Annotated in this window: 17 protein-coding genes and 1 riboswitch; of the genes, 9 read left to right on the top strand and 8 right to left on the bottom strand. The window is 67.2% G+C overall.

All coding sequences use genetic code 11. The features are described from left to right. Window positions 1-369 (top strand): transposase (locus tag QPK29_RS26545; protein WP_400189866.1); only part of this gene is annotated, 369 nt, incomplete at its 5' end. A gap of 164 nt (window positions 370-533) precedes the next feature. Here QPK29_RS26545 and QPK29_RS26540 read toward each other — a convergent pair. Then, window positions 534-2,516 carry a TonB-dependent receptor family protein gene (locus QPK29_RS26540; protein WP_371771485.1) on the bottom strand — a complete coding sequence of 661 codons (1,983 nt, stop codon included), beginning with the start codon at window positions 2,514-2,516 and terminating at the stop codon, window positions 534-536. A 71-nt stretch (window positions 2,517-2,587) separates the two neighbouring features. After that, window positions 2,588-2,813: riboswitch (cobalamin riboswitch) on the bottom strand. A 47-nt stretch (window positions 2,814-2,860) separates the two neighbouring features. Here QPK29_RS26540 and QPK29_RS26535 point away from each other — a divergent pair. From QPK29_RS26535 to QPK29_RS26525, 3 genes are all read left to right on the top strand, one after another. Next, entirely contained in the window at window positions 2,861-4,987 is a 2,127-nt protein-coding gene (locus QPK29_RS26535) for a M1 family metallopeptidase (RefSeq protein WP_371771486.1), read from the top strand. Beyond that, a complete protein-coding gene (locus QPK29_RS26530; RefSeq protein ID WP_160408318.1) occupies window positions 4,984-5,883 on the top strand; it encodes a hypothetical protein in 900 nt (299 codons plus the stop codon). The genes QPK29_RS26535 and QPK29_RS26530 overlap by 4 nt, the downstream gene beginning before the upstream one ends. A gap of 63 nt (window positions 5,884-5,946) precedes the next feature. Continuing rightward, window positions 5,947-6,759 carry a DODA-type extradiol aromatic ring-opening family dioxygenase gene (locus QPK29_RS26525; protein ID WP_371771487.1) on the top strand — a complete coding sequence of 271 codons (813 nt, stop codon included), beginning with the start codon at window positions 5,947-5,949 and terminating at the stop codon, window positions 6,757-6,759. Between the two features lies 1 nt (window position 6,760). Here the strand turns inward: QPK29_RS26525 and ylqF are convergent, their stop codons facing one another. Together ylqF and QPK29_RS26515 are read right to left on the bottom strand one after the other, a co-directional pair. Then, entirely contained in the window at window positions 6,761-7,708 is a 948-nt protein-coding gene (gene ylqF, locus QPK29_RS26520; protein WP_371771488.1) for a ribosome biogenesis GTPase YlqF, read from the bottom strand. A gap of 120 nt (window positions 7,709-7,828) precedes the next feature. Beyond that, window positions 7,829-8,758, bottom strand: a complete 930-nt coding sequence (locus tag QPK29_RS26515) for a histone deacetylase family protein (RefSeq protein ID WP_056129590.1) — start codon at window positions 8,756-8,758, stop codon at window positions 7,829-7,831. Window positions 8,759-8,912: 154 nt separating this feature from the next. On the opposite strand from QPK29_RS26515, the gene QPK29_RS26510 reads away from it, so the two are divergent. From QPK29_RS26510 to QPK29_RS26490, 5 genes are all read left to right on the top strand, one after another. Next, on the top strand, window positions 8,913-9,833 hold the full coding sequence (locus QPK29_RS26510; protein ID WP_056129585.1) for an AAA family ATPase: 921 nt from the start codon (window positions 8,913-8,915) through the stop codon (window positions 9,831-9,833). A gap of 23 nt (window positions 9,834-9,856) precedes the next feature. After that, window positions 9,857-10,852: a DUF58 domain-containing protein gene (locus tag QPK29_RS26505; RefSeq protein WP_371771489.1), complete on the top strand. Its 996-nt coding sequence runs from the start codon at window positions 9,857-9,859 to the stop codon at window positions 10,850-10,852. After that, complete coding sequence (locus QPK29_RS26500; protein ID WP_371771490.1) at window positions 10,849-12,828, top strand: transglutaminase TgpA family protein; 1,980 nt, start codon at window positions 10,849-10,851, stop codon at window positions 12,826-12,828. The genes QPK29_RS26505 and QPK29_RS26500 overlap by 4 nt, the downstream gene beginning before the upstream one ends. Then, on the top strand, window positions 12,825-13,973 hold the full coding sequence (gene mltB / locus QPK29_RS26495) for a lytic murein transglycosylase B (RefSeq protein WP_371771491.1): 1,149 nt from the start codon (window positions 12,825-12,827) through the stop codon (window positions 13,971-13,973). Before QPK29_RS26500 ends, mltB begins: the two co-directional genes overlap by 4 nt. Window positions 13,974-14,417: 444 nt before the next feature. Next, window positions 14,418-14,759, top strand: a complete 342-nt coding sequence (locus QPK29_RS26490; RefSeq protein ID WP_082577546.1) for a hypothetical protein — start codon at window positions 14,418-14,420, stop codon at window positions 14,757-14,759. A 166-nt stretch (window positions 14,760-14,925) separates the two neighbouring features. On the opposite strand, the gene cysM is transcribed toward QPK29_RS26490, so the two are convergent. From cysM to lapB, 5 genes are all read right to left on the bottom strand, one after another. After that, on the bottom strand, window positions 14,926-15,828 hold the full coding sequence (gene cysM / locus QPK29_RS26485) for a cysteine synthase CysM (protein ID WP_056129576.1): 903 nt from the start codon (window positions 15,826-15,828) through the stop codon (window positions 14,926-14,928). 135 nt (window positions 15,829-15,963) lie between these two features. Next, complete coding sequence (locus tag QPK29_RS26480; protein ID WP_371764787.1) at window positions 15,964-16,359, bottom strand: ComEA family DNA-binding protein; 396 nt, start codon at window positions 16,357-16,359, stop codon at window positions 15,964-15,966. Between the two features lie 108 nt (window positions 16,360-16,467). Beyond that, on the bottom strand, window positions 16,468-17,469 hold the full coding sequence (gene rfaE1 / locus QPK29_RS26475) for a D-glycero-beta-D-manno-heptose-7-phosphate kinase (RefSeq protein WP_056129572.1): 1,002 nt from the start codon (window positions 17,467-17,469) through the stop codon (window positions 16,468-16,470). Window positions 17,470-17,476: 7 nt separating this feature from the next. After that, the gene (locus QPK29_RS26470) at window positions 17,477-18,847 is read right to left on the bottom strand and encodes a UDP-glucose dehydrogenase family protein (RefSeq protein WP_371771492.1); all 1,371 of its coding nucleotides are present in this window, start codon (window positions 18,845-18,847) and stop codon (window positions 17,477-17,479) included. A 13-nt stretch (window positions 18,848-18,860) separates the two neighbouring features. Then, window positions 18,861-20,036: a lipopolysaccharide assembly protein LapB gene (lapB, locus tag QPK29_RS26465; RefSeq protein ID WP_056129567.1), complete on the bottom strand. Its 1,176-nt coding sequence runs from the start codon at window positions 20,034-20,036 to the stop codon at window positions 18,861-18,863. Window positions 20,037-20,054: the final 18 nt, after the last annotated feature.

Here is a 20,054-nt window from a genome sequence, read left to right as displayed (position 1 = left end):
CAGGAAAGCGCGGAAGCGGCCAGCGCGCAATGGCGAATCGTGGCCGACCAGCTCCGGCCGAAATTCCCGAAACTGGCCGCCATGATGGACGACGCCGAGCACGAAGTCTTGACCTTCATGAGTTTTCCGAAGGCCCACCGCGTCCAGATCCACAGCACCAATCCATTGGAAAGACTGAATGCCGAAGTGAAGCGCCGTACCAATGTCATCGGCATTTTCCCCAACGACAAAGCCGTTATCCGCCTCGTCGGGGCGATGATGCTCGAGCAAAACGACGAATGGTCCTTGCAGCGCCGTTACATGCAGCTTGAAGGATTACTGTCCCTGAGCGACAATCAACCCGCACGGCTCTCCGCCGTGATTAACTGATCGGGGACCCAGCCCCTCGAGAATCACTTCTCATACACCACTTCTGGGGACATCATCCTAACACAGCTATGCATGCACCAGCTTTTTTCACCGGAAGCTAACAGCAACCCCGTCCACCTACAAGAAAAATATGTGGGGAAGGGTCAGGCTCTGACCCCGGTTTGTCAGAAGTCGTACCGGGCCGACAATTTCAGCTGACGTCCATCGCTCGGGTAGATGCCGCCCTTGCACGAGAACGCATTGCTGAAGTAACGACGGTCCGCCAGGTTCAGCCCCGTCGCGGCGACGTCCCATGCGCCCAGCTTGATGCTGTAGCGCGCGTCAAGCGTCGTGTACGACGGGATGCGTGCGCCGCAGGCGTTGCTGAAGTCGCCGCCGTAACGCTGGCTGTCGACCCATTGCACGCCCACGTCGGCCGACTGGCCATTGCCCGGCACCCACGCCAGGCGCGCCGTCACGACGTTCTTCGGCACGAGCGCCAGTTCGCGGCCGGCGTTGGGGCCGTCCGTGAAGTGCGCGATCACGTGCTGCAGGTGCGCGCTCGCGCGCCAGCCCGCCGCCAGCGCCGCCTCCGCATCGATCTCGACGCCCTTGCGCTCGGTCGGATCGAGGTTGGTGTTCGCGCCCCAGCCGCCATTCAGCGTCGGATCATAAAAAATCTCGTTGTCCAGTCGATGGCGGAATACGCGCGCCGTCAGCGTGCGGCTGTCGTCGCCCGGCGCGTGGCGCAGGGTCGTACCGAGTTCCAGGTCGTGCGACGTCTGCGCCTTCAGGATATCGAGGCTGGACCGGTAGCCGTTCTCGTCGACGTTGGCCACGCGGTAGCTCTGCCCCGCCTTGGCGTACACCTGGACGAGCGGGTGCACACGGTAGCTGGCCTGCGCTTCCCACGCGTTCTGCGATTGCGAACGGTCTTCCGGCGCGACGCCGCCCACGACGTCCACGACGTTCTTGTCGAAGTTCTCGTGGCGCGCGCCCAGCGCGATGCGGCCGTCGTGGGCCGGATCGAAGCGCAGCTCGTCGCGCAGGTACACCGCCTTCGACGACTGGCTCGCGTCGGCGCTCGAGAACGAGGCCGTCGTCTTGCGCTTCCAGCGCGTGAAGTCCACGCCGCCCACCAGTTCATTGAGCATGCCGCCGACGTCGGACAGCCAGCGCGCGCGCGGCGAGAACTGGTCCTGGCGGCCGTCGTACGCGTTGTTCGAGCCGAAGGACAGGTAGTTCGAACGCACGTTGCGTTCGCGGTGCGACAGGTCGGCCGCCAGGTCGACGGCGCCCAGGCGGTATTCGGCGAAGACGTTCGCGCGGTCCGTGTTGAGCGAGCCGAAGTCGTTCGGCGTCGACGCCTGGCGCGGATCGGCGTCGAACTGGGCCAGCGACAGCGAACCCGGGAGACGCGAATCCTGGCGCGCGCTCTCGACGTGGATGCCGGCGCGGCCGCCCGTGAAGCGGGTCTGCAGGTTCAGCGAGGCGGTCGTCTGGTCGAAATCGCTGTTGCGGCGGTAGTTGTTGGAACCCTGGCGCGCGACGGCGATGTCGGCGCTGACGTTGCCCGCCGTCTGCGACAGCTGCGCGCGCAGATCGTGTTCATGGAACGAGCCGCCTTCGGCAAACACGGAACCGTGCAGGCCGCCGGCCACGTTGCGGCGCGTCGTGATCTGGATGATGCCGCCGGTGGCGCCTTCGCCATACAGCACGCTGCTGCCGCCGCGGGTGATCTCGATGCGTTCGACCGTGTCGATCGGGATCGTCGACAGCACGGTGTTCGCCAGTTCGTTCTCGTTCAGGCGCACGCCGTCGACCATGATCACCATGTTCTGCGCGCTGTTGGTGCCGAAGCCGCGCAGGTCGAGCGCGAAGTCGGGCGAGGAGTCCAGGCTCTGGCGGCCGAACACGCCGCCGATCTTGCGGATCGCGCTGTTCACGTCGTTGACGCCGGCGCGGCGGATGTCGTCCTGCGTGATGACGGTGGCGCCGATCGGACGCAGGGTTTCCACGCTCGGGAAACGGGCACCGGTGATGACGACGGTCGATGGGTTGCCGTCCTGGGCGCGCACGGCGCCGGTGAAGAGGGACAGGACGATGGCACAGGCCAGCGCGATCGGCTTGATAGCCGGCGCGCCGCGGGTGGAGGCGGCAGTATGCATTGGATGTTCAGTGTTCGTTTGGCGCCGGCAAGCGTCCCCGCACGCCGGCGTACACAAAAGCGCGGCGTAACGCCGGCTTCCCCTGTCTGGCCGGTCTCCGGGCTCCAAGACGGACCGTCCCACCTTCCTATGCAAGCACAGTGGCTGTCGGGGCGGCCTGTCGCCGTGCGGCGACGCTTGTTTACCGTTGCGGGGGCAGCACACGTTGGCACGCCGCCGGAGGCGACGCCGCTTCGTGTTTCCCGTTTAACTGCACGCGCAGACGCGCATGCGGGCACCAGAACCCCGAGATTATAACCTGTATAGTGTACGCACAAAAATAACAGCCACGCCCGGGATCCCGCATGCTTCCTCGTTTCCGATTTCGCCTCGCCCTCGCCGCGGTGCTGCTGCTGGCGGGCGCGGTGTTCGCCGCACCTGCATCCGACGGCATCGCCCTCGCCCCGCCCGATGCCGCCGCCGTGCGCGTGCCCAGCAGCCCGGATGCCTGGGGCGGCCCGCGCACGGGCCGCGAACCCACGCTGTCGGACCGCGTCGTCCATTACGACATCGCCGCCACGCTCGACCCGGTAAAGCACACGGTCGCGGGCCGCGAACGCCTCACGTGGCGCAACCGCAGCAATGTCGCCGTCAGCAGGGTCTACCTGCACCTGTACATGAACGCGTTCGAAAACGCGGGCAGCACGTATTTCACCGAGCGGCGCACGCGCGACGGCACCTTCCGCTCCGGCGTCGACATCAAGGATGCGTGGGGCCACATCGCCCTGCGCCGCGTCGCGCAAGGAAGCGCCGGTGTGCCGTGGACCTTCGTCCATCCGGACAACGGCCCGGCGACGGACCATACGGTCGTGCGCTTCGACCTGCCGCAGGCCGTCGCGCCGGGCGCATCGACGACGCTCGACATCGACTTCGTCACGCAACTGCCGCGCGTTGTCGCCCGCGCCGGCTACTTCGGCACGTTCCACCTCGTCGCGCAGTGGTTCCCGAAGATCGGCGTGCTGGAACTGCCGGGCGAACGGGGGGCGACGTCGCCGCGCTGGAACGTGCACGAGTACCACCTGAATTCCGAGTTCTACGCGGACTTCGGCAGCTACGACGTGAAGCTCACCGTCCCGCGCGGCTACACCGTGGGCGCGACGGGCGAACCGCAAGGCGCCCCCGTCGACAAGGACGGCATGCGCACGTGGCGCTTCGCGCAGGGCGACGTCCACGACTTCGCCTGGACCGCGGACAACCAGACAGCCAGGCCGCTCGTCGACACGTGGTCCGGCCCGGGCAGCCCGACGGTGACGGTGACCGTGCTGTACCCGCCCGAATTCGCGGCGAGCGCGGCGCCCGCGCTGAAGGCGGCAAAAGAATCGCTGACGTACTTCTCGAACACGCTGGGCCCGTACCCGTACAGGACGCTGACCATCGTGATCCCGCCCTACAACGCGGAGGAAGCGGGCGGCATGGAATACCCGACGTTCTTCACGGCCGAGGCCTACCGCACCGTCGAACCGCGCACCGTGAACCAGTTCGCCCTCGCCTTCGTCACCATCCACGAATTCGGCCACGGCTATTTCTACGGCCTGCTCGCGTCGAACGAATTCGAGGAACCGCTGCTGGACGAAGGCCTCAACGAATACTGGGACAACCGGATGATGCGCGACCAGGGCCAGCTCGCGTACATCGCGACGCCGCTGCTCGCCCGCCTCGGCTTCGCGCCCGGCTATCCGACCTTCGACGCCGAGCGCACCGCGACGCCGCGCCACGACCCGGCCGACCCGCCCGGCGCCAACGCATGGCACCGCCTGCAGGACATCGGCCCCGTCTACACGCGCACGGCGATCCTGATGCGCGACCTGGAAGCGCGCATCGGCCGCGCGCCGATGGAGCGCGCGTTCAAGGAATACTACCGGCGCTGGAAGTTCCGCCACCCGAGCACCGCCGACCTGCGCGAGACGCTCGCCGAGGTGACGGGCCAGCGCGCCGTCATCGAGGACGCGTTCGAGCGCCAGGTCTACGCCGTCTCCCGCGTCGACGACAGCATCGCCGACCTCGCGAGCACGGAACTGGTGCCGCTCCCCGGCGCGCACGAGAGCCAGTCCGCCGTCGACAAACGCATCGACGCGGCGCGCGCGGCATGGCGCAAGACGCATCCGGACGGCACCGGGCCGTACCCATACCGCACCGATGTCACGGTCCGCCGCCACGGCGCGCCCGTGCCGCAGACGCTCGTCGTGAAATTCGCCGACGGCAGCAGCGAGACCGCGCGCTGGGATGCCAACGAACGCTGGCACACGTTCACCTGGACGAAGCCGGCGAAGGCCGTCTCCGCCGAACTCGATCCGCAGCGCCTGCACTACCTGGACGTGAACAAGCTCGATGACAGCCGCACGCTCGCACCGGATGCGCGCGCCTCGCACCGCTGGGGCTTCGAGTTCGCCGCCGTCGTCAACTACCTCCTTGCCCTGATCGCCACCTTATGACGACCGAAACGACCCTCGCGCCCCCTTCCCTCGTGCCGCGCGCGGCCGGCCTCCACGGCGGGCTGCCTGCGGCGCGCGCCGCGCTGCAATGGCGTTTGCTGCTGTGGTGGGCCGTGCTCCTGCTGCTGCCGACCGTCGTCGCCGCGCTGCCGGTGTGGGAGCTGCTGGCCGCCAGCCTCGATCACTCGGTGTACGCGGGACGTCTGGCGGAACGCCTCGACATGATCGCGTACGCCGACATCCTGCACGCCGCGCGCGACCAGTACGCGCCGGCGCTGGGCGCGGGCAGCCTCGTCGCGCTGGTGCTGACGTTGTTGCTGTCGCCGCTGCTGGCCGGCATGGCGCTCGCCGCCGCGCGCGCGCCGGAACGGCTGGCGTCGGGCGCGCTGCTGGCCGAAGGCGCGCAGTGTTACCCGCGCCTCGCGCGCATGCTCGCGTGGTCGGTCGTCCCGCTGGGTGTGGCGGGACTGATCGGCAGCTCGGCCCACCATGTGGCAGGCCGGATCGCCGAGACGGCGCGGCTGGAAACCGACGCCGAACGCGCCGCGCACCTGGCCACGCTCGCGACCGTCGCGCTGCTCGTGCTGGCCCACGCGACGGTCGACATCGGCCGCGCCATGCTGGCCGCCGACCGCCGCCGCACGTCCGCCATCGGCGCGTGGTGGCGCGGCTGCGCGCAGCTGGCACGCCGGCCGCTCGCGCTGCTGGGCACCTGGCTCGGCATCACCGCGGCCGGTCTCGCGCTCGCGGCCGTGCTCGCGTTCGCGCGCGTGCACGTGCCTGCACTGGGGACGGCCGGCACCATCGGCGCGGCCGTGCTGGCCCAGTTCGTCGTGCTCGTGCTCGGGTGGATGCGGATGGCGCGCCTGTTCGCGCTGACGGCGCTGCTGCGCTGATCCACGCGGGCGGCGCGGATCGGCTACCATGAACGCTTCGATTGCCGCCCGAAGGAGCCTGCCATGACCCGCCTGCCCACCTATTTCGTCTCGCACGGAGGCGGCCCATGGCCGTGGATGAAGGACCAGTACGGTCCCACGTATGCCGAGCTGGAAGCGTCGCTGGTCGACATCAAGCGCCAGGTCGGCGTACGTCCGACGGCCGTGCTCGTCGTGACGAGCCACTGGGAGACGGACGACTTCACGGTATCGTCCGGCACGGCCCCCGGCATGATCTACGACTACGGCGGCTTCCCGCCGCACACGTACCAGATCCGCTATCCGGCGCCGGGCGAACCGCAGCTGGCGGCGCGCGTCGTGCAACTGCTGAACGATGCCGGCCAGCCTGCCCGCCTGGATGCGGAGCGCGGCTTCGACCACGGCACGTTCTCGATGCTGGCGCCGATCTATCCCGAAGCCGACATGCCGGTCGTGCAGCTGTCGATCCGCCACGGCTACGACCCGGCGGTGCACCTGGCCGCCGGCCGCGCGCTGGCCCCGCTGCGCGACGAGGGCGTGCTGATCCTCGGCAGCGGCCTGTCGTTCCACAACCTGCGCCAGTTCGGCCCGGGCGGCGCGCTGGCGTCGAACGCGTTCGATACGTGGCTGCAGCACGTGCTGCTGGAGCTATCGCCCGCCGACCGCGAGCAGGCGCTGCTGCACTGGAGCGAGGCGCCGTATGCACGCATGGCGCATCCGCGCGAGGATCATCTCGTGCCGCTGTGGGTGGCGCTGGGCGCGGCCGAGCAGGAGGCGGCCGCGTGCGTGTATCACGAGGAGAGCTTCTTTGGGGCGTTGACGGTGTCGAGTTTCAGGTTCGGCGACGCCGCGGCCTGACTCAGGTTCCGCGCTTCCCGCGCGCCGCCTCTTCCGCCTTGCGCGCCGCCTTCTCGGCCGCGATGCGGGCCTTTTCTTCCATCTCGATGCGGTGGCGCTCCAGCGCCTCGGCGCGGGTCTGCGGTGTTTCCAGGCTGATGCGGCCCAGCGCGCCCTGGCGGTAGTCCTGCAGCAGCACGTGCGCCGCCTTTTCGTAGTCGTAGTCGCCGCCGCGCACGCGGAACGCTCGACGCTGGGCGACGCCTTCGATTACGCCGAAGCCGTCCAGCCCCTCCGTCTTGATGCCGTAGCGAGCCGTCAGCAGTTGCGGATAGCGCTGCAGCAGCAGGCCGCCCAGGTATTCCGCCACTTCTTCCTCGATGACGGCGTTCGTGCCGATCGCGTGGCTGGCGGCCAGCATCAGGCCGTCGCTTTCCATGTCGATCTTCGGCCACAGCATGCCCGGGGTGTCGACCAGCACGGTGAACTTGTCCAGATAGAGCTTTTGCTGGGACTTCGTGACGGCCGGTTCGTCGCCGACCTTGGCCACGCGCTTTTTCAGCAGCGCGTTCATCAAGGTCGACTTGCCCACGTTCGGGATGCCCATGATCATGATGCGCAGCGGCTTCGTCGGCACGCCGCGGTGCGGGGCCAGCGTCTTGCACAGGTCGGGGATCCGCGCCACGTCCGACGGCTTCTTGGTCGTCATCGGGTACGCGGTCACGCCTTCCTGGGCGTCGTACCACGCGGCCCAGGCCGCGGTGGCGGCGGGGTCGGCGAGGTCGGTCTTGTTCAGCACCTTCAGGCAGGGACGCTGGCGGAACTTGCGCAACTCTTCGACCATCGGGTTGCTGCTCGCCTGCGGCAGGCGGGCGTCCAGGACCTCGATGACCACATCGGTGTTTTCCATCTGCTCCGCGGCCTGCTTGCGGGCGGCGGCCATGTGGCCCGGGAACCATTGAATCGACATGCTCTACCTTCAAAAATTTGCGTGCAACCGGGTATTTTACCCTAGTCCACGCAAATCGACGACACCCTGGGCGATGCTGCAGCGGCCGTCCCGGTCGACGGCCCTCCTGCCGACGGCGCTTCAGTCGAGTTCCGCGAGGGCCTTGACGTGGGCCACGACACTGCGTCCCAGCGCCGACAGCGCGTAGCCGCCCTCCAGGCAGCTGACGATGCGTCCGCCCGCGTACCGGCGGGCGATGTCGGCGACCTGGTGCGTGATCCACGCGTAATCCGCCTCGACGAGGGCCATGCCGCCCATGTCGTCTTCCTTGTGGGCGTCGAAGCCGGCCGAGATGAAGATCATCTGCGGGCGGAACGCGTGCAGCGCGGGCAGCCATTGTTCGACGACGAGCTTGCGCACGACGTCGCCGCCCGAGTACGCGGGGACCGGCACGTTGACGCAGGTCGGCGTGATCGGTTCCGGTTCCGTGTACGGATAGAACGGATGCTGGAAAAAGCTGGCCATCAATACGCGCGGGTCGTCCTTGAACGACTCCGCCGTGCCATTGCCGTGGTGGACGTCGAAGTCGACGATGGCGACGCGCTCCAGCCCGTGCACGTCGAGCGCGCGGCGCGCGGCGATGGCCACGTTGTTGAAGAGGCAGAAGCCCATGGGCTCCGCCGGCCGCGCATGGTGGCCCGGCGGGCGGACGGCGCAGAAGGCATTGTCGACGGTGCCGGCGATGACCGCATCCGTCGCGGCCACGGCGGCGCCGGCCGCGCGCAGGGCGGCGCGGTAGCTGTCCTTGCACAGCAGGGTGTCGCCGTCGAGCGGATAGAGTTCGCCCGCCTGCGGCAGGTTGTCGCGCACGAGGTCGAGCGCACCCTGCGTGTGGTTGCGCAGGATGTCGGCTTCGTCGGCCAGCGGCGCGCTCACCCGCTCGACGAGCCCCTCCAGGCGCGCGAGGATCAGCTGGTCCTCGATGGCACGCAGGCGCTCGGGGGCTTCGGGATGCCAGCTGCCCATCTGGTGCAGGGCGCAGTCCGGGTGGCTGTAAATGGCTGTACTCATGATTCCTGGTTGATGCTCATCGATACCGCAAGTCCCTCCGTTCTCGCATAGAATCGATGCGAAAGGCAACCGCAGGCATATCAGGATTGCTAACAGCGTTAATCTACCACGCCTGGGTGCCCCGCCGCCCCGGAACGACCATCGGAAGCCATCCATGTTCAATCAATTGCACGCCGCCGCCCGCCAGGTCAGCCAGATCGTGGTCGGCAAGGACCGGCAAGTCCGCCTTGCGCTGACCTGCCTGCTGGCCGGCGGCCACCTGCTCATCGACGACGTGCCCGGCGTCGGCAAGACGACCCTCGCCCATGCGCTCGCGCTGGCGCTGGGCCTGAAGTTCAACCGCGTCCAGTTCACGAGCGACCTGCTGCCGGCCGACGTCGCCGGCATTTCCGTCTACGAGCGCGAAAAGAGCGGCTTCGTCTTCCACCCCGGCCCGGTCTTCACCCAGGTGCTGCTCGCGGACGAGATCAACCGCGCCACGCCCAAGACGCAGTCGGGCCTGCTGGAAGCGATGGAAGAGCGGCAGGTCACGGCCGACGGCGTCACCCGCGCGCTGCCGGAACCCTTCTTCGTCATCGCGACGCAGAATCCCGCGCACCAGGTCGGCACGTTCCCCCTGCCGGAATCCCAGCTCGACCGCTTCCTGATGTGCCTGTCGCTCGGCTATCCGGACGCCGCCGCCGAACGGGCCCTGCTGATGGGCGAGGACCGGCGCGCGATGCTGAAAACCATCGAGCCCGTGATGCGGCCGGAAGAACTGCTCGACGCCCAGCGCTCGCTGCGCGCGATCCACGCCTCCGACAAGCTCATCGACTACCTGCAGGCCCTGGCGCAGTCCTCGCGCTCGGGCAAGCTGTTCGCGGAAGGCCTGTCGCCGCGCGCCACGCTCGCGCTGCTGCAGGCCGCGCGCGCGTGGGCCGCGCTGGAAGGCCGCGACCACGTGATCCCGGAAGACGTGCAGGCCCTGCTCGTGCCCGTGTGCGCGCACCGGTTGCGGCCGCTGCGTTCCGCGCAGGGCGTGGCGATGGCCAGCCGCGACCTCGTGCTGCAGTTGCAGAAATCGGTCCCGGTCTGATGGCCCCCGCAGCCGATCCGGCGATGGCACGACCCGATGGCTGGCTGAACCGCAAGCGCGTCCAGTGGCGCACGAAGACGACGGCCCACGACAAGGGCAGCGTGCTGCTGAACCAGCGGCGCGTCTACATCCTGCCCACGCGCGCGGGCCTCGCGTTTTGCGCGCTGCTGCTCGTCCTCCTGGTCGGTTCGATCAACTACAACCTGGGCCTCGGCTTCGGCCTCACGTTCGTCGCGGGCGCCTGCGCCATCGTCGACATGGTGCAGACGACGCGCAACCTGGCCGGCCTCGTATTGAGTCCCGGCCGCGCGCCCGACGTGCATGCGGGCGAGGACGCGCCGTTCGAGCTGCGCGTCGAAAACCCGACACGCCTGGCCCGCTACGCCGTCTGGATCGATTTCGAGCACGTGCCCGAGCCGCGGCAAGCCATCGACGTGCCGGCCGGCGGCAGCACGACGCTCGTGCTGCGCACGGCCACGCGTGCGCGCGGATGGATGCGTCCGCCGCGCGTGCGCCTGGCCACGCACTTCCCGCTCGGCCTGTTCCGCGCGTGGAGCTGGTGGCAGCCGGACAGCCGTGCCCTCGTCTACCCGTTCCCCGAGCAAGACGCGCCGCCGCTGCCGATGCTGGGCCGCCCCAGCCCCGACGGCGCGGGCAGCACCGGCAGCGATGATTTCGCCGGCGTGCGCAGCTACCAGCCGGGCGATCCGCTGCGCCACCTCGCATGGCGCCAGATCGCGCGCCTCGATCCGGAGCTGGGCGGCCAGCTCGTCACCAAGCATTTCGAGGGCGGCACGGTCGACGAACTCGTGCTCGACTTCAACACACTGCCCGCCCAGCTCGACGTGGAGCTGCGCCTCGCGCGCATGGCCCGCTGGGTGCTGGAAGCGGAGCAGCGCGCCCTGCCCTATGGCTTCATCCTCGGCCGCATCCACTACCCCGTGACGCTCGGCACGGCGCACCAGGCGGCTTGCCTGCGCGCGCTGGCGCTGTACGGCTTGCCGGAGGAGCCGGCGTGACGGTGCTCCTGTCACGGGACAAGCAGGATACCTTGCTGCTGATCGCCAGCAGCCTGCTCGTGCTGGCACCGCACGCGGCCCACCTGCCCGTGTGGGTGAGCCTGCTGTGCGGCGCCACGCTGGCCTCGCGCGCCGCGATCACCCTGCTGGGCCGGCGCATGCCGTCGAACGTGCTCCTCGTGCCGATCGCGGCGGCCGCGATGTTCGGCGTGCTGCAGAGCTATCACACCCTGCTGGGACGCGACGCGGGCGTCGCCATGCTCGTCCTCCTCGTCGCCTTCAAGATGCTGGAGATGCATGCGCGGCGCGACCTGTTCGTCGTCGTGTTCCTGTGCTACTTCCTGGTACTCACCAATTTCTTTTATTCGCAGACGATCCCGACGGCCCTGCTGATGCTGGCTTCGCTCGTCGCGCTGCTGGCCACGCAGTTGTCGTTCCAGCTGACGGGCGCCGTGCCCCCGCTGCGTACGCGCCTGTGGATGGGCGCGAAGCTGCTCGGGCTGGCGCTGCCGCTTGCGGGCGCCGCGTTCGTCCTGTTCCCGCGCATCGAAGGGCCGCTGTGGGGCATGCCGGACGCGTCGCACGGCGCGCAGAGCGGCCTGTCCGACACGATGGCGCCCGGCCAGATGTCGAACCTGGCGCAGTCGGAAGACGTCGCGTTCCGCGTGAAATTCGACGGGCCCGTGCCCGCGCAGCCGCAACTGTACTGGCGCGGCCCCGTGCTGGGCAGCTACGACGGCCGCACCTGGACGCGCGTGCGCCCGTCCCGCCACACGCGCCCGCAGGCACTGTCGCTGTCCGTGGGCGGCACACCGGTCGGCTACCAGGTCACGCTGGAACCGTCGAACACGCGCTGGCTGTTCGCGCTCGAGATGCCGCGCGCCATTCCCGAGCTGCCGGGGCATGGCGTGACGCTGTCCGGCGAACTGGAATTCCGGTCGCTCGACCCGATCGGCGAGCGCGTGCGCTACGACCTCGTCTCCTTCGTGCACTACAGCCTGCAGACCGACGCGTCGCCCGTCGACGGGCAATGGCTGATGCTGCCCTACGGCCTGAATCCGCGCACGCGCGCGGCCGGCCAGGCGCTGGCGTCCCAGCCCGATCCGGCGCGCCGCGTGGCGGACGTGCTGCGCCTGTTTGCGGAAGGCGGTTTCGTCTACACGCTGCAGCCGCCGCTGCTGCCCGGCCGCGACTCGATCGACGATTTCCTGTACGGCACGCGCGCGGGTTTTTGCGAGCATTACGCGGGCGCCTTCGTGTTCCTGATGCGCGCGGCGGGCGTACCGGCGCGCGTCGTCACGGGCTACCAGGGCGGCGAGATGAACCCGATCGACGGCTACCTCACCGTGCGCCAATCGGACGCGCATGCGTGGGCCGAGGTGTGGCTGCCGCGGCGCGGCTGGGTACGTATCGACCCGACGGCCGCCGTGGCGCCGGAGCGCGTCCAGCGCAGCCTGGCGCGTGCGCTGCCGCCGCCGGCGCCGTTCGGCCTCGAAGGCCTGGGCCGGCTGCTGCAGCCCGATCCCGACTCGCTCCTCGGCCGCATCCGGTACATGTTCGGCGCCGTCAACAATGGCTGGAACCAGTGGGTGCTGAATTACACGCCGCAACGCCAGCGGCATCTCGTGCAACGCTTACAAGAAGGATTGTCCCATTGGCAAAGCCTGGCGCTCATTGCCATGCTCTGCGCCATGTTGTTCCTGGTAAGAAAATTCTCGCAGAGGCGGAAAGCCGACCCCGTCGATGCGCTATACTCGCTCCTGTGCCAGCGCCTCGGCCAGCTTGGCATGCCGCGTGCGCCGGACGAAGGGCCGACCGCGTACGCGCAGCGCCTCGCCGCCGCCGACCTGGCTCCCGAGACTGGCGCGGCCGCGACGGAATTCCTGCGCCGCTACAGCGCTTACCGCTACGGACCGCAGAGTCCGGGCACCGGCCTCGTTCCCATCCTGAGAGATTTGCTGTCCCGAGTTCGATGAAATCCTTCGCTCCCCTGCTGCTTGCCCTGGCCATCGGCGCCGGGCCGGCGGCGGATGCCCTCGCCGCATCCTCGCTCCATCACACCAAGGCCACGGCGAAATCCGCCAAGGCCGCCAAGGCGGCAAAAAAGGCCGGCAAGAAGGCGAAGGCCGCCGCCCCCGCCCGCCCCGCCATCGATTACGACGGCGAGGCCGTCAACTTCAGCGACTGGCAGGCCGTGCGCGATTTCGAGGACGACATCGTCGCCCGCAACGGTTTCGAGCGCGCGCAGGTCGAGGATGTGATCAAACGGGCACGCTTCATCGATTCCGCCGTCCAGCTCGTAAAACCGGCGCCGCCCGGCAAGCCGAAGAACTGGCAGGCGTACAGCGACCGCTTCATCGAGCCGATCCGCATCAACGCGGGTGTGCGCTTCTGGAACGAGAACGCCGACCTCCTCGCGCGCGCGGAGGCGACGTATGGCGTGCCGGCCGAGATCATCGTCGGCATCCTCGGCGTGGAAACGATCTATGGCCGCGACACGGGCCGCTTCCGCGTCGTCGACGTGCTGGCCACCCTCGCCTTCGCCTATCCGGAAACGCCGAACCGCGCCGACCGCATGGCGTTCTTCCGCGGCGAACTGGAAAACACACTGCTGCTGGCGCACAAGGAAAACATCGACCCGTTCTCGCTGCTGGGCTCGTTCGCGGGCGCCGTCGGCATGCCGCAATTCATGCCGGGCAATATCTTGAAATATGGCGTGGACTTCGACGGCGACGGCATCGTCGACCTGCGCGGCTCGGCCGCCGATGCGATCGGCAGCGTGGCCAACTTCCTCGTCGAGCACGGCTGGGATCGCAACAACACGGGGCCGGCCGTGTTTCCGGCCAACGTGGCGCCCAGTCTCGCCTGGCAAGGGCTGCTCGGCGGCCTGGAAGCGCGTTACCGTCCAGGCGAGCTGGACGGTGCCGGCGTCGCCACGCGCACGGCCCTGCCGGATGGCCGCCTGTACGGCCTCGTCGATTTACAAAACGGGGCGGACCCGACGGAGTATTGGGTGGCGAACGCTAACTTTTTTGCTATCACTAAATACAATCGCAGTTATTTCTATGCCATGTCCGTGGTCGAATTAGGCCGTGCGGTGCGGTTGGCGCGCGGGATCTAGTGTCCTCGAACCAACAACTTTGTATCAGTTTGTAACAGCATTGTCATAAATACGGCCGAGTCATGCCCTCGTGACAACCTCATACTCCCCGGGGGTATGCTTATTTCTCATGGACAGTTCTCCTGAGAAACATAGCATCCTCCCCGATACCCCCTCACAAGTTGTCATTCCGCTACTCAATTCCTAATTGTGCGGCAGCGCATCGTTAATTGCTCTACACTTAAGTTTAAATAAAATACAATGATGTTCTCAGTGAGTTTGTGAGAGAATTGCATTGCGGCTATTGTTGCGATGGGACAACGAACTCAACGAAAGCCACTGATCTTATTGCTCTTAAGTACTAAATTGGAAATTAGTTGTATAATTTAGTAGAAACTTTCATATCCTTACAGGAGTGGAAGTTCCGCCGCGAGCTCTGACAAACCCTCATAGGAATAGTGAATCATGACGAACCAAGTCGGTATCGATATGAACAGCGATTCGGAAAACGACGAACTGCTGCAATACAACCCGAATCGCCTGCTCGACACCCTGATCGAGAACCTGCGCCTGAAGAACGACGCTGCACTGTCGCGCGCCCTGGAAGTTGCGCCGCCGGTGATCTCGAAGATCCGCCACCACCGTCTGCCGGTCGGCGCTTCGCTGCTGATCCGCATGCACGAAGTCTCCGATCTGTCGATCCGTGACCTGCGCTACCTGATGGGCGACCGCCGTGCCAAGTTCCGCATCAGCGACAAGCAGTTCAAGCCGAAAGACAAGGACGGCAACGCAGGCGGCAGCGAGTAATAATGGCACGCACCGGACCGGACGGCGGCCACTGACGCCGCCGCACCGCCCGACTCTGCCGGCCTCCCGAACGATCGGATTGCCGAGTCAGGCATAGTATTTCCCCGCAGCGGATGCGGGATGGGGAAGACCCAGCGCCGAGAACCCGCGCCGGGCACACAAGCAATCAGGCGGGGAACACACCCGTCGACAGATAACGATCACCGCGGTCGCAGACGATGAACACGATCGTCGCATTCTCCACCGTTTGCGAGATACGCAAGGCGATTTCGCAGGCGCCGGCCGCGGAAATACCGCAGAAAATACCCTCTTCGGCCGCCAGGCGGCGTGCCATCTGTTCCGCCGCGGCCTGGGTCACATTCTCGACCTGGTCGATGCGCGATTTATCGAAGATCTTCGGCAGATAGGCTTCCGGCCATTTGCGGATGCCGGGGATCGACGATCCTTCCTCCGGCTGCGCGCCGATGATGCGGATCGCTTCGTTCTGTTCCTTCAGGTAGTGCGACACGCCCATGATGGTGCCGGTCGTGCCCATCGCACTGACGAAGTGGGTGACGCGGCCTTCCGTGTCGCGCCAGATTTCCGGTCCCGTCGTCTCGTAGTGGGCGCGCGGGTTGTCCTGGTTGCCGAACTGGTCGAGGATGATGCCCTGGCCATCTTTCTGCATCTGCTCGGCCAGGTCGCGCGCGTATTCCATGCCGCCCGTCTTCGGCGTCAGGATGATCTGGGCGCCGTACGCGGCCATGCTCTGGCGGCGCTCGATGGACAGGTTGTCCGGCATGACCAGCACCATCTTGTAGCCGCGGATCGCGGCCGCCATCGACAGCGCGATCCCCGTGTTGCCGCTCGTCGCTTCGATCAGCGTGTCGCCGGGCTTGATCTGGCCGCGCGCCTCGGCCCCGCGCAGCATCGACATCGCCGCGCGGTCCTTCACGGAACCCGCCGGGTTGTTGCCTTCGAGCTTGCCGAGGATGATGTTGTTGCGGGCCGCCGCTTCCGGCCCGGGGATGCGCACCAGCCGCACCAGCGGGGTATTGCCGATCGTGTCTTCGATGGTCTTGTATGCCATTGCCTACTCTTTTGCGAACGCGAAACCGACATTCTAATCCGAGTTGACGGGGCGCGTATGGGACCGGCAACCGAAATACTTTTGTACAAAGACAAAACCCCGCGCGGGGCGGGGTTCTCATGCGGCAGGGCCGGATCAGGTCGCCGATTTGGCGGCCTCGGGTTTGGCTTCCGGCTTGGCCTTCGCGTCGGCCGGCTTGGCGCCGGCCTTGGCGGGTTTGGCGGCCTTGTCAGCCCCCGCGGCGGCCATCGGCGCGCCGTCCTTGGCCTGGCCATTGACCTGCAGGCCGGCCTTCGACAGCTGGGTGGCGCGTTTGTCGGCCACACCCTTCACGCGCTTCTGGAAATCGGCCCAGTCCTTGAACGGACCAGCCTTGGTGCGCTCGTCGATGATTGCCTTCGACATGGCCGGACCGACGCCCTTGACCGAATCCAGCGCGGCGGCATCGGCCTTGTTGACGTCCACCTGGGCGAATGCAAAGCCCATCGACGCCACCAGCGTGGCGACTGCAAGCATCAGCTTCTTGATCATCTCGTATTCTCCGTTATCGTTGGCTTGGTTGGCGGCCGGGGATGGCCGCCTGTTGCCTTAACGGATAAATACGGCGGTAGGTTGACGCCCTGGTTTGCGACCACGCAATCACGCGTGGCCGTCGTCCTTGCGGCGCTGCGCGAACAGCTCGTCGCGCGTGACGGTCGCGGTGCCCAGCTTGCCGACGACGATGCCGCCCGCGCGGTTCGCCGTCGCCAGCGCTTCCGGCAGCGATACCCCGGCACCCAGCATGGCGGCCATCGTCGCGATGACGGTGTCGCCGGCGCCGGAGACGTCGAACACCTCGCGCGCGTCCGCGTGCACGTGCAGGACCTCGTTCGCCGTGTACAGGCTCATGCCCTCTTCCGAGCGCGTGAGCAGCAGCGCTTCCAGGCCGAGGTCCGTGCGCAGCTTCTGGGCCTTTTCCGTCAACTGGTCTTCCGTCTTCCAGCTGCCGACGATGCGCTTGAGTTCCGACTTGTTCGGCGTGAGCATCGTGGCGCCCGCGTATGGCGTGAAATCGTCGCCCTTCGGGTCGACCATGACGGTCTTGCCGGCCGCGCGCGCGGCGCGGATCATCTCGGCCACGTCCACGAGGCTGCCCTTGTTGTAGTCGGACAGGATGATCACGTCGTAGTCCGGCAGCAGCGCCTTGAATTGCGTGAGCTTGTCGCGCAGGATCGTTTCGGTGGGCGCGTCCTCGAAGTCGATACGCACCATCTGCTGCTGGCGGCCGATCACGCGCAGCTTGATGATCGTGGAGATCGCCTCGTCGCGCTTGAGGTAGCTGTGGATGCTCGATTCGCGCAGGATGCGTTCGACGTGGTCGCCCGCCTCGTCGGCACCGACGACGCCCAGCAGGCCGCAGTGCGTGCCGAGGGCCGCGGCGTTGCGCGCCACGTTGGCGGCGCCGCCCAGGCGCTCTTCGCGGCGCTCGATGCGCACGACGGGCACCGGCGCTTCCGGAGAAATGCGCGAGACGTCGCCGAACCAGTAGCGGTCGAGCATGACGTCGCCGACGACGAGCAGGCGCACGCTCTCCAGTGGGGGCGCTTCGGCCTGGCGGTAGCTGTCGGTCGGCAGCAGGCGGCTGGGGATCGTTGCGGTCATGCGCGCCTCACTTCCCCGTGAGGACCGAACGGCCGATGCCGTGGTACTCGATGCCCAGGCCCGTCATCAGCGGCGGCTCGAACAGGTTGCGGCCGTCGATGATCACCGGGTGCTTCAGGCGCGCCTTGATCTGCTCGAAGTCCGGGCTGCGGAACGCCTTCCATTCGGTGACGATCACCAGCGCTTCGGCGCCGTCCAGCGCTTCCATCGGCGTCTTCTTGAAATCGACGCGCGCGAGTTGCGCTTCGGAGAGGTCCAGCGCCAGCACGCGCTGCGCTTCTTCCATCGCGACCGGATCGTGCACGGCGACGCTGGCGCCCCGCTCGATCAATTCCTTCAGCAGCACGCGCGACGGCGCTTCGCGCATGTCGTCCGTGTTCGGCTTGAACGCGAGGCCCCAGACGGCGAATGTCATGCCCGTCAGGTCGTCGCCGAAGCGCCGCACGACCTTGCGGCCCAGCACCTGCTTCTGGCGGTCGTTGACGGCTTCCACGGCGCGCAGGATCAGCAGTTCCTGGTCGTACTGGCGCGCGGTGCGCTCGAGCGCCTGCACGTCCTTCGGGAAGCACGAGCCGCCGTAGCCGGCGCCCGCGTACAGGAAGCTGTGGCCGATGCGCGGGTCGGAGCCGATGCCGTGGCGGACGGCTTCGATATCGGCGCCCACCTGGTCGGCGAGGTTCGCCAGTTCGTTCATGAACGAGATGCGGGTCGCGAGCATCGCGTTGGCCGCGTACTTCGTGAATTCGGCCGAGCGCACGTCCATCCAGTAGACGCGTTCGTGGTTGCGGTTGAACGGGGCGTACAGCAGCTTCATGAGGTCGCGCGCACGCTGGCCCGCGGGGCTGTCGTCGTGGCCGATGACGATGCGGTCCGGGCGCATGAAGTCGTCGACGGCGGCGCCTTCCTTCAGGAATTCCGGGTTCGAGACGACGGCGAATTCCATGCTTTCTTCACCACGCGCACGCAGCTCTTCGCGCACGGCGGCGGCGACGCGGTCGGCCGTGCCGACGGGCACCGTGGACTTGTCGACGATGACCTTGTAGCCATCCATGTGGCGGCCGATGTTGCGGGCGGCGGCCAGCACGTACTGCAGGTCGGCGGAACCGTCTTCGTCCGGCGGGGTGCCGACGGCGATGAACTGGAGCTGGCCATGCGCGACGCTGGCGGCGACGTCGGTCGAGAACTGCAGGCGGCCGCTGGCGCGGTTGCGCGCGACGACTTCTTCCAGGCCCGGTTCGTGGATCGGGATGCCGCCGTTGTTCAGCAGGTCGATCTTGCGTTGGTCGACGTCGAGGCAAAAGACGTCGTTGCCGAGTTCCGCCAGGCAGGCGCCAGTCACGAGGCCGACGTAGCCGGTGCCGATAATCGTAATCTTCATGGTTCGCTTTAGCTTAGTTCATCACGTTCAGTTCTTCGGTACGGCGCGGTGGATAGGTCTCCCACTTGCTGCACCCCGGGCATTGCCAGTAATACTGACGCGCCTTGAAACCACAATGGCTGCACTGGTAGCGCGCCAGCTTCTGCGTGTAACCGTGCACCAGGTTCTTCACCATCGACAGCTCTTCCCACACGTTCGCCGGCGCATCCATCAGGCGCGCTTCCAGCAGCTTGTCGAGACCGAGCAGGGTCGGATTGCGGCGCAGCTCTTCCACCACCAGCTGTTTGGCAGCCTCCACGCCGTTGAGTTCAATGACGGCCTTGAAGACGACCTCGATCAGATCAATCGACGACGCTTCTTCCAGGTAGGAGCGCAGCAGGTTGACGCCTTCCTGCGGGCGGCCGACGGCGCGGTAGCCATCCATCAGGCGCGCGGCGACGAGGGCCACGTGCGGCACGCTTTGCTGCTCCACGCGGCGCCACGTCTTCAGCGCGCCCTCGATGTCGCCTTCGGCCTTGAGCGCATCGCCGCACAGCATCGTCGCGCGCACGTTCTTGCGGTCGGCCTGCAGCGCCTTGTCCAGCAGCGCCTTCGCTTCCTCGGACTGCATGTGCACGAGGGCGTCCTGCGCCAGCTCGCAATAGAACTGCGCGATTTCCTTGTGGTGCGCCCCGGCGCCGGATTCCATCAGGCCCTCGGCGGCGGCGATCGCGCGGCGCCACTCCTTTTCGCGCTGGAAGATCTCCAGCAGCGCACGGCGGGCCTGCACGCCGTACTGCGTGTCGACGAGCAGGTTGAACGTCTCTTCGGCGCGGTCCAGCAGGCCCGCCTTCAGGTAGTCCATGCCGAGTTCGTACTGCGCGTGCACCTGCTGCTCGATCGGCAGGTCGGGACGCGACAGCAGGTTCTGGTGGACGCGGATCGCGCGCTCCGTCTCACCACGGCGGCGGAACAGGTTACCCAGCGCGAAATGCATGTCGGCGGTTTCCGGATCGAGCTTGACGATCTCGATGAACGCGTCGATGGCCTTGTCCGGCTGTTCGTTGAGGAGGAAATTCAGGCCCTTGAAATAGCCGCGCGGGAGGCTGCGCGATTCGGAGACGAGCTGCTTGATGTCGACGCGGGCGGCGATCCAGCCGAGGGCAAAAAAGACGGGGATGCCGAGCAGCCACCAGATTTCAAATTCCATATGTTGTTCTTATTGATT

This window comes from Massilia orientalis, assembly GCF_030411975.2.
In the GTDB taxonomy this organism is placed as follows: Bacteria; Pseudomonadota; Gammaproteobacteria; order Burkholderiales; family Burkholderiaceae_D; genus Telluria; species Telluria orientalis.
This window is presented reverse-complemented; position numbering and strand designations above follow the sequence as displayed.